Origin of the sequence: Methylotuvimicrobium buryatense 5G (assembly GCF_000341735.1) — a bacterium.
Lineage (GTDB): Bacteria > Pseudomonadota > Gammaproteobacteria > Methylococcales > Methylomonadaceae > Methylotuvimicrobium > Methylotuvimicrobium buryatense.
Map to the genome: position 1 here is coordinate 230,364 of NZ_KB455575.1, position 14,622 is coordinate 244,985.

Genomic DNA, 14,622 nt, shown 5'->3' on the forward strand with positions numbered 1-14,622 from the left:
AGTGGCTTAATAGGCGCTGCCAACCCAAAAGCTACAACTGGAAAGGTTTTAAAGCACTGGTCAAGAGTTTTGAAATTGCCAAACCACGTATACTTCATGCTGTCTAAGAATCAAGAGTTCGCCGTGTGCAAAGCGAGCAGTTTTGAAGAGCCCTGTGCAGTAATAGGGATCTTTGGGGGCAGGCTAAAAATTACGCCCGAATTGCCGTTTTTTTCAACGAGATCTAAATACTTAGTGCAACCACATTTTAAGCTCGGTACACTCCGATATTGCCAACTTTACGAACGACTCAAGTTTTCTAATCATGAAGTACTATCAAGGAAATAGACATGGCTGAACGATTGCCCTCCGTCAGCGTGCAGCGCAATCTCTCTTCCCCTTTTTCGTCATCGACAAGCATGGTCGGACGCGGATTGGAGGCCATCCGTAACCCTCGACCCAATGACCCAGCGGTTAATTCGGACGAGCGTTACCGCTTAGCTCGCGACAGTTATAATCGCATTACCGATGACGGCAATGAAATCCGATTTAACTGCGATGCGACGGCTACAGTCATAAACGGCAATGAAAGCGAATCGCTGCGGCCCTTGTTTTCGATGAGGCAGCAGCTGAAACAAGATTTCTCGACGTTCCAAGAATTAGCCGATCAAGATTACGGTAAGGCCTATTTTCCGCTTGCGAGAATGTATTTGGGCGGACAAGGGATTCCTCGAAATGCCGAAAAAGCCGAATATTATATGCGCATGGCGTTCAACTGGTGTACGTCTCATCAAGCGCTTGCCGATCCGGAAATTTGGATGGACCTGGCCGAAATGTACGGTAATGGTTTTGGCATTGAACAGAATCCGGTTCAGTCATTGTCATGGTGCCGAAAGGCTGCCGAAGCAGGTTTGGCCTGCGCTCAATATAATTTAGGTTTAAAAAACGAATATGGACTAGGCGTCAGGCAAGATGCAATTCAGGCCGTTTTTTGGTACCGCAAATCGGCCGATCAAGGCTATGCCGGAGCGCAATGCAACCTTGGGTTGAATTACGAATGCGGTTACGGGGTCGAGCAAGATACAGTGCAGGCGGCATTCTGGTACCGCCGTGCCGCCGAACAAGGCTACGTTTATGCGCAAATCGAGCTGGGGGCGCTCTACGAGTTCGGTGTAGGTGTGGCGCGAGATGGCGAGCAAGCAGCGTTTTGGTACCGAAAAGCGGCCGAACAAGGTCATCCTTATGCGCAAGATTTTTTAGGCGAATTGTATTGGGCCGGTTTGGGAGTGGCGCAAGATTATGAAAAAGCCGTGTTTTGGTATCGACAAGCCGCCGAACAAGGCGCGCCGAGAGCGCAAGATATGCTGCATCGAGTTTATCCGAACGGTCCGGTGGTTGAAGCCGTTGATCAGCAAGCCTTGTATTGGTATCGCAAGATTGCCGGTCGCGGGCATGTGAAAACGCAAGAATTTCTGTCGAGATTCGGCATCAATTGGAAGAATCGTTAATGCTACCGGAAGAACAAGAACTCAAGCGCTTGGAGTGTGAAGAAACCGAGCTTGAAGAGCAGGTCGCATCCGCTGAGTTGGCGTTGGAAACGTTAAAAACCGAAATGTCGCAGTTTCATTACCGCTACTACCGCTTGGTGGGGTATTTGTATGTCGAAATGGATGAGTTGGGTGCCAGAATTACATCGGAAGAGGCCGAGCGCTATCCCGACAATATCGAGTTGCAAGCGCGGGCCCATGACGCCGAGCAGCAGGCGCGGCGATCGGCCGAAGAAGCCGGTTTAACCGAAAATCAGGCGCCGCCGGCCAAAATTACGCCGGAAATCAAACAAGCCTACCGTAAAGCGACTAAGCTGATGCATCCCGACCGCGCCACCAACGAGATCGAACGTGAACGCCGCACAATCATGATGGCCCGAGTCAATCGTGCCTACGAGGCCGGCGATTTGGCGGCAATCGAACAATTGGTTATCGATTTCGGCGAAGATTCGGAAGCCGTCGAAGGTAGCGATACCGGCGCGCGCTTGGTCAAAGTGATTCGCCGTATCGCACAATTGCGCCGGCGTTTGTCCGAGGCCGAACAGGAACTCAGCGAACAAAAGCAAACGGAATTATACGAATTGATGAGCACGGTCGGCGAGGCCGAAGCGAGCGGCGAAGACCCGCTCGGCGACTTGGCCAGGCAATTGACCCGGCATATCAACGAGCGCAAGGTTCGTTTGGAATTGCTTTGCCAACCGGCGAGTTAAGCGCTAATTGAAGGAGGGACGGTCATGATCGATTGGAATCAAACTCACGCCGCTATTTGGCGGCGGCGGAAAGAATGTCTGCGGCCGGTCAAGCAACTGGATGCGATTCGACTCGATGATTTGCTCGGTATCGATCGGCAAAAGCAATGCTTGATCGACAATACCGAGCGCTTTTTAGCGGGAAAACCGGCCAATAACGCCTTGCTTTGGGGCGCGCGAGGTACCGGTAAATCGTCGTTGATCAAGGCCTTGCTCAATGAATACAAGGATCGGGGTCTGCGGGTCATTGAAGTGGACAAACAAGATTTGATCGATCTGCCCGAAATCGTCGACGACATTCGCGAACAAGAGCAGCGTTTCATCGTCTATTGCGACGACCTTTCCTTCGAAGCCGATAACGGCTTGTATACCGCATTGAAGAGCGTCATGGAAGGTTCCATCGAATTGCCGCCGGAAAATGTATTGCTCTATGCCACATCGAACCGGCGCCATCTGATGCCGGAACAGATGCGCGACAATCTCGACACCCGCTTGGTCGACGGCGAAGTTCATTATTCCGATGCGGTCGAACAAAAAATATCGCTTTCCGACCGCTTCGGCTTGTGGTTGTCGTTTTACCCGCCGAATACCGAAACTTTTCTGGAAATCGTCGATAGTCTGTTCACCAGTTACGACGGCGACAGCGAACAACTCCATCAAAAAGCCCTGGAGTTTGCCAAGCTCAGGGCATCGAAAAGCGGCCGAACCGCAAAGCAGTTTTACAATGCCTATAGCGAATGACAGGGCATTCGCCCTAGTTTTTCGGGTTCCGGCTTCATGCCGGATGATGCTACAGGATGGATTATTAAAGAAGCAACTTGAGCGATTTATGAGAATAGAACTCGACAGCAGAGAGAAAGAGCTTATTCATAAGTATTGGTACGTCGTTCCTAAAAACATAAAGTCGCAATTGGTTAATAAACGGCGTAAAACCGTTGATATTGAACCGGATGAACTTAAAGATTTGATCGGCTATTTGTCGCTAGAGTGCAATCATTGTAACAGCAATAGTTTGGCTTTCGAGCTTGATGAGCTATGCGAGAAGCTTGAATACTACGATCATTACAGGCATTAAGCATTAAGATCGGGTGGCTTGTATTTGACGTTCAGATCTTTTTGTTCTTGAGCGGAAGGGGTTTGCGGCTTCGGGGTCTTGCATCAAACATTTTTAGCCATTCGTTATAGATGCAAATTGTTTAAATTTGATTAGCGATGACCAACCGCTATCATGCCCTAGAAAAGGGTTCGGTTTGCTTTTGTTATCGCATGCCATCAGCCAAAAAGTAATCCCCCTTTTTTTCGCCCCTTTCCCTTTCCCTGTCGTTGAATGTTGGGCTTTAGGTGTTAGCCTTGCTTAATCAAGTACTTAGGCGCTTAAGGTGGCGCTTATGGGGGAATCCGGAAGTGCCATAGTATTTCGTCCATATGCAGTAAAATGAGAACGCCAAGTTGTTGATATTAGACATATTACTTGTAGTGGCTGTATTGATTTTGATATATGTTCTTAGAAAGCCGATTTTTAAAAAACTGGTCAAGGCATATTTAGCCGTCATTAGAAGTTTTCTATACAAGATACTCGTAAAACCTGTTGTCTTGGCCTTGCCAAGTGCGGTGTTAGCAATCTACAAAATAGACTCTGCGAAAAACGCTATGCCGCCAATCATTATAGAAAAAATTGATGCGCATATAGTTATTATTGTATTTGGGCTTGTTATTGTTCCAATACTGTCCAGTTTTGAAGATTTCATAGACTCCAAGTCTTCAAAGTATGATGACAACATTTCAACAGAGGGGCTTTTTCTTCTACTATCTGCACTCGATTCACCAGTCGATAAAAAGATGGATAGATTTCTTACGGCGCTGAACAAAAGTACTTGCGCAACCAGTCCTGGAAAAATTTTTAACAAAATTACAGAACCCGAAAAACAGCTTGCCGAGATCACAAGAGCCATTCATATTTTATTAGAAGGACTGTACAAAATCGAAAACAAAGACAAAGTCGATATCGTAACCGTTGTCTTCCGAATGAAGAACAATCGATCGAGAGACGTATGGAGCTATTATCCTGAATCACAAATACCAGAGTCAGATCTCATTAGCGACCAAAAATCTTTAGCGTCATATTCAGCCAAAAACAAGAGAATGACTATAATTTCTGATATCAAAGCCGAAAAAAAGAAAAAGAACCGCAAAATCTCAGAATATTGCAATTTAGAAGAAGGGTCGGCAATTTGCTATCCCATAAATACAGGTCACACAAAAGAAATCCCTCTTGTCATAAGAATTACCGCAAACAAACAGTTTTTCGATGAAGAAAAACGAGAAATATATATAAAGGTACTGGAAGTTTTTAAAAAGAGAATATTAATAGAATATGCGCTTAGCGAATTAAAAGATCGCGCGACCGATAAGGCAAATATATGAAAAAATTAACAAGACAATCGATCCCAGTCCTCGTCGAACTAGGGAACAGCAGCAAAGAGCAATTAAAAAAAGAAGCCGCACAGTGGGTTGCACAGGCCAAAAAAGATTCAAAAAATTGGAATAAAGCATTTAATCGTCATCCGGCAAAGTAAAACGAAAACAATCCTCCGGCAAAGCAACAACAAGCGCGCCAAGATTTTTCGCGAAAGCTGAAATGGGGTCCGTCCGATTTCAGCAGCGAAAAATGACTTGGCGATTATTGCCTTCGGCGGCCCCGATTCGCCCTGCGTCCGTGCCACTACGCCACATCATCGTAAACTCGATGCGGCTCCGTAGCACTCCCACAAATGGCTTTACGCCGTGTCGCGATGCCTTGTATTTTGCCTCCGCCTGCGCTATTCGCGCAGACTCCGGCAAAACACCCGGCGCTACGGCTATCGGGGACTAAAAATCTTCACTTCGCTAACGCTCCGTTTCCAAGATTTTCAGCGGAGGAAGGAGAGCAAAATGCACATACCCACTTCCCCGCCAAACAACGATCATTACTTTGGCGGCTCATGGACGGAAATTAAGCTGGATATTTTGAGGAAATACTTGCAGTTTTACACCACGGCATTGAAAAAGCAGAATTTCGAATTGCTTTATATAGACGCCTTTGCCGGATCCGGAAGCCGATCTGAGAACATTCCCGAAGCGCCATTTTTTAACGAATCCGCACAAAAACTAACCTATGACGGCTCGGCAAAAATAGCCCTTGATATCGACCCGGCATTCGATCGTTACCTGTTCGTCGAAAAAGACGCCACCCGTTGCCAAGCCCTAAACAGCCTAAAACAAGCCCATCCTGAACGACACATTCAAATCGACAATAACGATGCCAATCAAGTCATACAGACCCTAGCCAAGAAACCGATTTGGGACAAAAACAAATACCGGGGCGTTATTTTCTTAGATCCTTATGGAAATCAAATCGAATGGAGATCCCTTGAAGCCATCGCATCGACCAAAGCCTTCGATGTTTGGCTGCTCTTTCCATTAAGCGGCGTTTACCGGCAAACGCCGCGAGACTATCGAAAACTGGAAGACTACAAAAAAGACAACCTGAACAAGCTGTTCGGCACCGACGAATGGGAAACTGCCTTTTACCCGTCATCCAATCAAACGCACTTGTTCGACGAAGAGGTAAAGCACCGGATCCCCGTCAAAGAAATCGAGCAATGGATCAAAGCGCGACTGAAGACTTGCTTTCCCTATGTTTTCGATCCGCTCCCACTGCCCCAAAAAGGCGCTCAACTGTTCTCGTTGTTTTTTTGCGTCTCGAACGATTCCGGAAAAGCGATCGGGCTGGCGTTAAAGGCCGCAAATCATCTGCTTAAGCAGCATGAATAGGATACTGATCCCAGGTCTTGCCTTGTAATAATCGGCCGTTATTTTTTTTATTACGCTTGACGCCATCGTCGCCCCACATTCCCCATTGCTTAAAGAAAAAAGCAACCCCGGCGCGCTCGCATTGATTTTTGATCGACAACACCCAATGCTCACTCATGGGCCTGGCATTCGCGCCGCTTTCGCCGCCGACGATTACCCAATGAATGCCGCCGATATCCATAACGCCCAAATCTTCCAGGAGCGGTTCGCAAGACAAAAACCGAACCGCCGCATCGATGCGCTTCAGCACCTCTATTCTCGGTAGACCGTACCGCTTGTCCTCCACGCTCACCCCAAGCCAGGCATTGCGCGGTACCGGCCGCGCGGCGAAATAGTCGGCCATCCTTTCCGCGCGCTTAGTCAATATCTGATACGTATGCTGCGGGGTTTGCTCAATGACGGCGAATACCCGATCAAGATAATTGTAAGGAATTTGCTCGTGAAACAAATCGCTCATACTGTTTACGAAATAGAGCGTCGGCTTCTTACGGTGTAACGGTTGATCGAGCCTATTCGGCATCAACGACAACGCGAAACCGTTGTCATACCCAGGCGCGCGCATCGCCTGAAGACGCAGCGCCATCACTTCGGCATAACAATGCTTGCATCCGGGACTGATCTTCGTGCACCCCGTCGTCGGATTCCACGTCTGCTCGGTCCATTCAATAGGTGTTTTATTACTCATAACCTCCTCCTGCTGCGGTAATTGATCACACTGTTTGGGCATCGATAGTCTCAGTCTAGCACCAAACTCGCCCGAAGAAACCCCCAAACGGCAGCAAATGCCGGCCACGCCTGGAACGAGAGGGGTCATGAAGATAGGGGGCAGGTCTTTAATTTTGCACTTATTGAATTGAAAACCGGAACAGGTGTTTATGTGTTTCACTAATTGGGGTCAGTGTAAAAAAATGCCTAGCTGATCGTCGCGCCCCTTACTTTAACGTTAACCGCATCGCCTTGCCACTTTCTCATCTCGGGAGTATGATAATCCATCATACCGTTAAGGGTAATGATCATGAGTCAGATGAAAGTAGCAATAACCATTGAGGAAGGGGTTCTCGCCAAGGTCGATGCCCTGGTGAAGCGCAAAGTATTTAGCAATCGTAGCCGCGCCATCCAGGAGGCTGTGCTAGAGAAGTTGGAGCGCCTTGAGCGCAATCGCTTGGCCGAGGAATGTGCCAAGCTGGATCCTGCTTTCGAGAAGGCCATGGCTGACGAAGGATTGTCTGAGGATCTGGATGCATGGCCAAAATACTGAGAGGCGAGATTCGCTGGGCTGATCTCAATCCTACGATAGGTCGGGAGCAGTCTGGCGAGCGCCCGGTTCTTATCCTAAGCCAAGATATATTCAACGAGCGCTCTGGTACTGTCATAGCGATGGCACTTACAAGTCAAGAGCAGAAAGCGGGCTTTCCGCTTACACACGAAGTTCTTGCCTCAAAGCTGCCAAAGCGTTCATGGGTGAAAATCAGTCAGATTCGTACGCTCTCAACTGAGCGTATCGGCAAGAAGATCGGGAATCTCGCACCGGATGAGCTTGCGCATGTAATCGAAGGTTTGAATGATATTATCGGCGGTTAATAAACTGTAACTTTGCTATGCCCCAGGTTATTCAATTCTTCGGTGAGCAAGACAGATGGAAACAGAACAACATACAAAGATGGTTTCGCCTTTGGAACTTAATCTAGGTAATCGAGTAATGACTACTTCAGCAAGACCTTTAACTGACGTTACAAATAAAGCCCTCCATGTTGAAAACACCCACCAATTCCGGAAGCGCTAAAAACTCAAAGTGAATCGTAGGGTACGCTACGCCTACCTAATGCCAGCACAAGGCAATACATGAGGTCTCATTAAACTGCTGGTGGGGTTGCTGTGGTACGCACAGCGTAGCCTAAACTCTTCAAGTTTCAACATTGGCGTAGTATTCATTTTTTCAACTATATTAACGCGAACATAGCCTTTTTCAAAAGGGGAGATATGTTACCAAGCGTTTTAAAGTACAGTTAGCTGAATAATTACAACCTTTTGTCTTTAAAAAATCGCGTTTTCTCATGCCCGTGCGCAAACCCAAACGTCGACCCGGGCCGCACCGGCTTTTTTTAGCGCTCGCGCCAGTTCGGAAACGGTCGTGCCGGTGGTCATTACGTCATCGACGATCGCAATATGATCGAATCTTAACGGTCCGTTGACGGTAAATGCGTTTCTCATGTTTTTACGCCGTTCTTTGGCGGGCAAATCGATTTGGTGTGGCGTATTACGGCTGCGAATGCAACAGTCGAGATCAATCGGTATCGCTAGTTCGCGGCTTAGCGTGCGGGCGATTTCGATCGATTGATTAAAGCCGCGTTCCCGGTAGCGGCGAGGGTGCAACGGCACCGGCACCAGGCAATCGGGCATTTCGGCGGATATTTTCAAGTAGTCCGCCATCAACAATCCTAGCAGTCGCGCATTTTTGAATTGGCGGCGAAATTTCAATCCTGAGATTAAAAAACGGATAACGCTTTGATGTTTAAAAGGCGCATGCGTTTCGTCGAAGCCGGGCATGCGTTTTTGACAATCGCCGCATAATATCGGCCCGGTTGGCGCGTGTACGAAAGGAATGCCGCAGCGGTAACAGCAATAAGGGTTAGTGACCAGTAACGCCGCGCAAGGCTGACAAATATCCCTCGAAGCCTGTCCCTGATTGCCGCATAAAATGCAGGTGGGCGGCAATAAGTAATTCTGTATAATATCGAGCCAGTTGTTTACCATTATAAAGCGGTCAGGTTGACAAGCGGTGCGTCATTGAAAAAGATCGGTACCGGGTGCAGCTCGAATCCGACAAAAGCCTGATCGATATCGCTCAATTTTTATAATCCGGAGATTAACAGAATGTCAGCAAACCCAGCAATAAGCACGATTCGCCACGACTGGCGCACTGAGGAGGTTCAAGCCTTATTCGCGTTGCCTTTCAACGATTTGATATTTCGTGCCCAATCGATTCATCGCGAACATTTCGACCCGAACGAGATTCAGATTAGTAGCTTATTGAGCATTAAAACCGGATCGTGTTCGGAAGATTGCGCTTATTGCCCGCAAAGCGCGCGTTATGATGCGGATTTGCAACCGGAAGCCTTGATGCCGGTCGATGACGTGTTAAAGGCGGCGCGGCGCGCAAAAGACGAAGGCGCTTCTCGGTTCTGCATGGGCGCGGCCTGGCGACAACCGAAAGACAAAGATGTCGCGCGCGTCGTCGAAATGATTCAAGGCGTTAAAGCGTTAGGCATGGAAACCTGTGTGACCCTGGGTATGTTGACCGACACTCAAACCGCGACGCTCAAGGATGCCGGTCTCGATTATTACAATCATAATCTGGATACTTCGGAAGATTATTATTCGGAAATCATCACGACCCGTACCTATCAAGACCGTCTCGACACCTTGGCGAGGGTTCGGGATGCCGGTATCAATGTCTGTTGCGGCGGCATTGTCGGCATGGGCGAGAGCGAACAAGACAGAGCGAAACTGTTGATCGAATTGGCTAATTTACCGAAGCATCCGGAAAGTGTGCCGATCAACATGCTGGTTCAGGTCGAGGGTACGCCGCTGAACGGTACCGAAAAATTGGATCCCATCGTATTTGTTAGAACGATTGCGGTCGCGCGTATCCTAATGCCGACTTCCCGCGTGCGTTTGTCGGCCGGCCGTAATGCTATGAGCGACGAAATGCAGGCTCTATGTTTTCTCGCCGGCGCCAATTCGATTTTCTACGGTGAAAAACTGTTAACGACCGACAATCCGATGACCAATCAAGATCTAGCGTTATTCGAACGCTTAGGCGTGCGTTCCGGCGGGTCTTGTCACGTTCAATGATCGGTATCGAATCCGGGCTGGATGCCGAGCTCGAGCGCTTGGCGCGCGAAGATTTGTACCGGACGCGCCGAGTCGTCGAATCCGCTCAAGGCGTCGAATTACAGTGCGGCGGACGAAAGCTGATTAATTTTTGCAGCAACGATTATCTCGGCTTGGCCAATCACCCTGCGGTCGTCAAGGCCTTTCAAGACGGCGCGGCTCGTTACGGCGTGGGCAGCGGCTCCGCGCACTTGATTTGCGGTCACGGCCGCGCGCATCATGCCTTGGAAGAAGAACTTGCGGAGTTCACCGGCCGCGACCGTGCACTACTGTTTTCGACCGGTTACATGGCCAATATCGGCGTCATTTCGGCGCTGACGGGTAGGGGAGATACGGTTTTCGAAGACCGGTTGAATCATGCCTCTTTATTGGATGGCGGTTTGTTATCGGGCGCGCGCTTTAAGCGTTACCGCCATGCCGACGCGGAAGGTTTGCTCGACAGTTTGAGCCGTACCGAAGGGCGGGCGATGATCGTAACCGACGGCGTGTTCAGCATGGATGGAGATTTGGCGCCGCTCGACGTCCTGTCGCAAATCGCGAAAGATCAGGACACCTGCTTAATGGTCGACGATGCGCACGGTTTGGGCGTGATCGGCGACAAAGGGCGGGGAATCGTCGAGCATTTCGGCTTGACGCAACAACAGGTGCCGATTTTGGTCGGAACGCTCGGCAAGGCTTTCGGTACCTTTGGAGCCTTTGTCGCCGGCTCCGAGACGCTGATCGAGACTTTGATTCAAAAGGCTCGAACCTATATCTACACGACCGCATTGCCGCCCGCCGTCGCCGAAGCAACCCGTGCTGCTTTGAATATCCTTATCGAAGATCAGTGGCGCAGGGAAAATTTAAACGATTTGGTGCGACGTTTTCGCCGAGGCGCCGAACAGCTCGGTTTTCCGTTGATGCCCTCGAATTCGGCGATTCAGCCTATCCTGATCGGCGATAGTCGAAGGGCGGTCGAAATCGGCAAGCGTTTGCTCGATGACGGGTTTTGGGTCGGTGCAATTCGGCCGCCCACCGTTCCGCAAGGCAGCGCTCGGCTGCGCGTGACTTTTTCGGCGCTACACGACGAGCAACAAGTCGATCGTTTGCTCGAATCCTTGGCAAAATCTATATCGCAATGACTATTCATTATCAAGTTTACGGCGATGGGGAGCCTGTCGTCTTGGTCCATGGTTGGGCGATGCATTCGGGCATTTGGCGCAATTTTGCCGAGCAATTGGCGCAAACCCGCCGCGTCGTTTGCGTCGATTTGCCGGGGCATGGCTTAAGCGCCGAAATACCCGAGTTCACGCTCGAGTCGGTATGCGAGCAGTTGAGCAAAATTGTCGATAGTAAAGCTTGCTGGATCGGTTGGTCGTTGGGCGGGTCGGTGGCCTTGGCAATGGCTAGGTTGTTTCCGGAAGCCGTCTCGTCGGTCGTTTTGCTGGCCAGCAATCCTTGTTTTGTCGAAAATGCGGATTGGCCGGGTATGCCGGAAAATCAGCTCGATCTATTCGCCGAGAATCTCAGCGCCGATTGCGAATCGACGCTATTGCGTTTCTTGTCATTGCAAATCAATGGTTTGCCAGAGTTTAGGAAATTGTCTAAAAAACTCGCGGCCGTGCTTCGCGAATCCCGCATGCCGACGGAAAAAACGCTGCAGGGCGGCTTAGCTGTTTTAAAGCAGACCGATTTAAGGTCGGCGCTTGCCGATCTTCGCGTACCGGTCGCGGCGATGTTGGGCGAAAAAGATACCTTGGTTCCGGTTGGCATCGGCGAAGCAATGCGGGTAATCAATCCGGACCTGCATTTGAGCGTGATTAAAAATGCCGGGCATGCGCCGTTTTTATCGCATCGACCGGAATTGATCGAGAGTCTTATCGATTTTTGGGAGTCGAGGTGAGCGCGGTATTTGAACTGGATAAGACCAAGCTCAGAGAATCGTTCGGTTCGGCGAGTCTGTCTTATGATCGTGTTGCCGGTTTGCAAAGAACGGTTGGTTTAAATCTATTGCAAAGAGTAGCACCGGCACAATTGACGGGCACCGTTGTCGATTTGGGCTGCGGCACAGGATTTTTGACTAAATCCTTGCTCGATGCCGAAAATGTCGAGCGAATTGTTGCGCTCGACATTGCCTTGCCGATGCTGCATGCGGCAAGGCAAAAGCTCGGCGATACCAGTCGTTTGCATTATGTTTGCGGCGATGCGGAAAGCCCGCCGTTAAATACGAACTCGGTCGATACGGTGGTTTCCAATCTGGCCTTGCAATGGTGCCGCGATTTAACGGCGGTTTTCTGTGGTCTGCATCGTATTCTCAAGGCGGACGGCGAATTGGTATTTTCGACCTTCGGTCCGCATACGCTCTGCGAGTTAAAACAGGCTTGGGCCGCAGTCGACGACTATCATCATGTCAACGAGTTTTACCGCGAAACGGAAATAAGGCGTTGCCTGGCCGATGCCGGATTTAAGGAAATAGCGGTGCAATCCGAAATTTATCGGCCGGTTTACGGTTCCGTATTGGCTTTAATGAAAGAGCTTAAATCGATGGGGGCACATAATGTGTCTTCCGGACGTAATAAAAGGCTAACGACAAAACAGGAAATGACAAGCATGATCGAGGCTTATCCGCTTAATGATGCCAATATTGGGGCGACATTTGAGGTTTTTATCGTTTCGGCGAGAGTAGAAAACAATGACTAAAGGGCTATTTATAACCGGCACAGATACGGGTGTCGGAAAAACCTGGGCGACGGTCGCGTTGATGCGTCATTTCAAAAATCAAGGGCATACGGTTATCGGCATGAAGCCGGTCGCCTCGGGTTGTCTCGAAATCGACGGCAAACTGAGAAACGAAGATGCGCTGCTATTACAGCAAAACGCCTCGATACCGGTGCAATACGAATGGGTTAACCCTTACGCCTATCGCATGCCGGTTTCGCCGCATTTGGCTGGAGCAGAGCATCCGCCGGTTTTGGATGATATATGTTCGATTTTTCAAACACTGCAACAAAATGCCGATATCGTTTTGGTCGAAGGCGTCGGCGGTTGGCGGGTTCCGTTGAATGCCGACTCCGATGTCTCCGATTTGGCGCGCGTACTGGGCTTGCCGGTAGTCATCGTGGTGGCGATAAGACTGGGTTGTATCAATCATGCAAGATTAACTTATGAGTCGATTGTGCAGTCCGGACAAGCTTGCGCCGGTTGGATAGCCGTTTGCTCCGATAACAACATGCTGCTGCGCGAGGAAAATATCGCCACGATTAAGGCAATGATCGACGCACCGTTGCTAGGAGTATTTCCTTTTATGCCCGAACCCGACTTCGATGATCTGTCGGCGGCATTCGAGAAAACCCTATAAAAAATATTGAAATTAAGTTCCAAATAAACCATAATTCTTTTGCGGTTATTTCGGCATGCAAAACAGTTTGCAATGCAAGGGGAGGGCGAATGCGCCGCATTCTCATAATTCAAAGCCTTGACGAGTGAAAAGGCTCAAACAAGGCAATTAATCAACACAGGAGAGGAAATTATGGCTTTAATCACTTGGACGGCAGATCAATTCGGCACCAATGTCGGTTTTGCCGACGATGAACATAAAGTTTTGTTCGACAAACTCAATAAACTTTACGATTTGGCGACAGGCGGGGCGGAAAGATCCGCAATCGGCGCGCAACTCGATGATTTAATTGCCTATGTCGTAGGGCATTTCGCGCATGAAGAAAAAGAAATGGAAGCGGCCGGTTTTGCCGGTTTGGCGGCACATAAAGCCGAACACGAGGCCTTAGTGGGAACTTGCGCCGATCTACAAAAAAAATTCCATGCCGGCGAAGCCGATGTAACCGATGAAGTGGGGCAAATGGTTAAGAGTTGGTTGGAAAGTCACATTCCGACTTTCGATAGAGGCTATGCTGCCGTTTTGAGTTAATTGATCACGCTCTTTCCCAAGCTCCAGCTTGGGAAAGACACCCCGGAAGCTCCAGCTTCCTGAACAGGTTGGAGCTTGGGTAACAGCATATTTTAGTTTTTGCGACTACGGCTGGCCCCTGCTCGGATACTTGGCTTCGGCAAGCTGAAGCATCTTGCTAATCAGAAATGGTTAAGAGTTGGTTGGAAAGTCACATTCCGATTTTCGATAGAGGCTATGCTGCCGTTTTGAGTTAATTGATGAAAAAATGAATTGAGGATTTTTCAACAAAGAGTCGGCATTTTTTCCAAGATTTTCGGTACGGTTGTGGTTTAAATTGACGGTTGAAGTCACTGTCGATGAAGACTGTCAGTTCGGGGCGATTAGTGAAAATGCAGACCATCGAAGCCCGTGAAGGAGGAGTCACGGGCTTTTTTGTGCGCGTTAGTTTTAAGGCATCGGCAAAGCTCTTCTGGCTTACCGTCGCATCATGGGTTAAAATTCTCGTTTTTTAAAATAGCTATTATAAAAACAGGGAAATTAGTGAATGTTGATTTGCTTTGAACCCCGGCTAAGAGTAGCTGATCAGCGAGAGAAACTTTTTCTCTATTTCATTGACTTAGGATAGGGTGCTTGCCGTTAGAAAGCCAAACTGAACAAGTCTTGATTTTAAAACAGACTGGCGCTGATGACGTTACTAAAAATTTATCAATTGCAT

At 49.0% G+C, this 14,622-nt stretch carries 17 protein-coding genes; 15 read left to right on the forward strand and 2 right to left on the reverse strand.

The features are described from left to right. Positions 1–329: 329 nt before the first annotated feature. The 7 genes from METBU_RS23040 (at position 330) to METBU_RS0101110 (ending at position 6,088) form a co-directional block, all read left to right on the forward strand. Positions 330–1,487, forward strand: a complete 1,158-nt coding sequence (locus METBU_RS23040; RefSeq protein ID WP_017838862.1) for a tetratricopeptide repeat protein — start codon at positions 330–332, stop codon at positions 1,485–1,487. Next, the gene (locus METBU_RS0101085) at positions 1,487–2,236 is read left to right on the forward strand and encodes a J domain-containing protein (RefSeq protein ID WP_017838863.1); all 750 of its coding nucleotides are present in this window, start codon (positions 1,487–1,489) and stop codon (positions 2,234–2,236) included. The genes METBU_RS23040 and METBU_RS0101085 overlap by 1 nt, the downstream gene beginning before the upstream one ends. A gap of 24 nt (positions 2,237–2,260) precedes the next feature. Further along, on the forward strand, positions 2,261–3,016 hold the full coding sequence (locus METBU_RS0101090; RefSeq protein WP_014148785.1) for an ATP-binding protein: 756 nt from the start codon (positions 2,261–2,263) through the stop codon (positions 3,014–3,016). An 88-nt stretch (positions 3,017–3,104) separates the two neighbouring features. After that, positions 3,105–3,350, forward strand: coding sequence for a hypothetical protein (locus METBU_RS0101095; RefSeq protein ID WP_144053568.1), 246 nt, complete (start codon positions 3,105–3,107; stop codon positions 3,348–3,350). A 401-nt stretch (positions 3,351–3,751) separates the two neighbouring features. Beyond that, on the forward strand, positions 3,752–4,699 hold the full coding sequence (locus tag METBU_RS0101100) for a hypothetical protein (RefSeq protein WP_138767182.1): 948 nt from the start codon (positions 3,752–3,754) through the stop codon (positions 4,697–4,699). Continuing rightward, a complete protein-coding gene (locus tag METBU_RS27875) occupies positions 4,696–4,851 on the forward strand; it encodes a hypothetical protein (RefSeq protein WP_017838866.1) in 156 nt (51 codons plus the stop codon). Before METBU_RS0101100 ends, METBU_RS27875 begins: the two co-directional genes overlap by 4 nt. Before the next feature lie 355 nt (positions 4,852–5,206). Continuing rightward, positions 5,207–6,088: a three-Cys-motif partner protein TcmP gene (locus METBU_RS0101110; RefSeq protein WP_017838867.1), complete on the forward strand. Its 882-nt coding sequence runs from the start codon at positions 5,207–5,209 to the stop codon at positions 6,086–6,088. Here the strand turns inward: METBU_RS0101110 and METBU_RS0101115 are convergent. Continuing rightward, positions 6,072–6,812, reverse strand: a complete 741-nt coding sequence (locus METBU_RS0101115; RefSeq protein WP_017838868.1) for a DUF5131 family protein — start codon at positions 6,810–6,812, stop codon at positions 6,072–6,074. The genes METBU_RS0101110 and METBU_RS0101115 overlap by 17 nt on opposite strands. Before the next feature lie 330 nt (positions 6,813–7,142). Between METBU_RS0101115 and METBU_RS0101120 the strand changes: the two genes are divergently transcribed. Beyond that, entirely contained in the window at positions 7,143–7,385 is a 243-nt protein-coding gene (locus tag METBU_RS0101120; protein WP_017838869.1) for a ribbon-helix-helix domain-containing protein, read from the forward strand. Next, positions 7,370–7,708 carry a type II toxin-antitoxin system PemK/MazF family toxin gene (locus METBU_RS0101125; RefSeq protein ID WP_017838870.1) on the forward strand — a complete coding sequence of 113 codons (339 nt, stop codon included), beginning with the start codon at positions 7,370–7,372 and terminating at the stop codon, positions 7,706–7,708. Before METBU_RS0101120 ends, METBU_RS0101125 begins: the two co-directional genes overlap by 16 nt. Before the next feature lie 471 nt (positions 7,709–8,179). Here METBU_RS0101125 and METBU_RS0101130 read toward each other — a convergent pair whose 3' ends face one another. After that, positions 8,180–8,881, reverse strand: a complete 702-nt coding sequence (locus METBU_RS0101130; RefSeq protein ID WP_017838871.1) for a ComF family protein — start codon at positions 8,879–8,881, stop codon at positions 8,180–8,182. 120 nt (positions 8,882–9,001) lie between these two features. Between METBU_RS0101130 and bioB the strand changes: the two genes are divergently transcribed. From bioB to METBU_RS0101165, 6 genes are all read left to right on the forward strand, one after another. Continuing rightward, on the forward strand, positions 9,002–9,982 hold the full coding sequence (gene bioB, locus METBU_RS0101140) for a biotin synthase BioB (RefSeq protein ID WP_017838873.1): 981 nt from the start codon (positions 9,002–9,004) through the stop codon (positions 9,980–9,982). After that, positions 9,979–11,142, forward strand: coding sequence for an 8-amino-7-oxononanoate synthase (bioF, locus tag METBU_RS0101145; protein WP_017838874.1), 1,164 nt, complete (start codon positions 9,979–9,981; stop codon positions 11,140–11,142). Before bioB ends, bioF begins: the two co-directional genes overlap by 4 nt. Next, the gene (gene bioH / locus METBU_RS0101150; protein WP_017838875.1) at positions 11,139–11,903 is read left to right on the forward strand and encodes a pimeloyl-ACP methyl ester esterase BioH; all 765 of its coding nucleotides are present in this window, start codon (positions 11,139–11,141) and stop codon (positions 11,901–11,903) included. Before bioF ends, bioH begins: the two co-directional genes overlap by 4 nt. Next, the gene (gene bioC / locus METBU_RS0101155) at positions 11,900–12,700 is read left to right on the forward strand and encodes a malonyl-ACP O-methyltransferase BioC (protein WP_017838876.1); all 801 of its coding nucleotides are present in this window, start codon (positions 11,900–11,902) and stop codon (positions 12,698–12,700) included. The genes bioH and bioC overlap by 4 nt, the downstream gene beginning before the upstream one ends. Further along, a complete protein-coding gene (bioD, locus tag METBU_RS0101160) occupies positions 12,693–13,358 on the forward strand; it encodes a dethiobiotin synthase (protein WP_017838877.1) in 666 nt (221 codons plus the stop codon). Before bioC ends, bioD begins: the two co-directional genes overlap by 8 nt. A gap of 171 nt (positions 13,359–13,529) precedes the next feature. Further along, complete coding sequence (locus tag METBU_RS0101165) at positions 13,530–13,925, forward strand: bacteriohemerythrin (RefSeq protein ID WP_014148778.1); 396 nt, start codon at positions 13,530–13,532, stop codon at positions 13,923–13,925. Positions 13,926–14,622 lie beyond the last annotated feature (697 nt).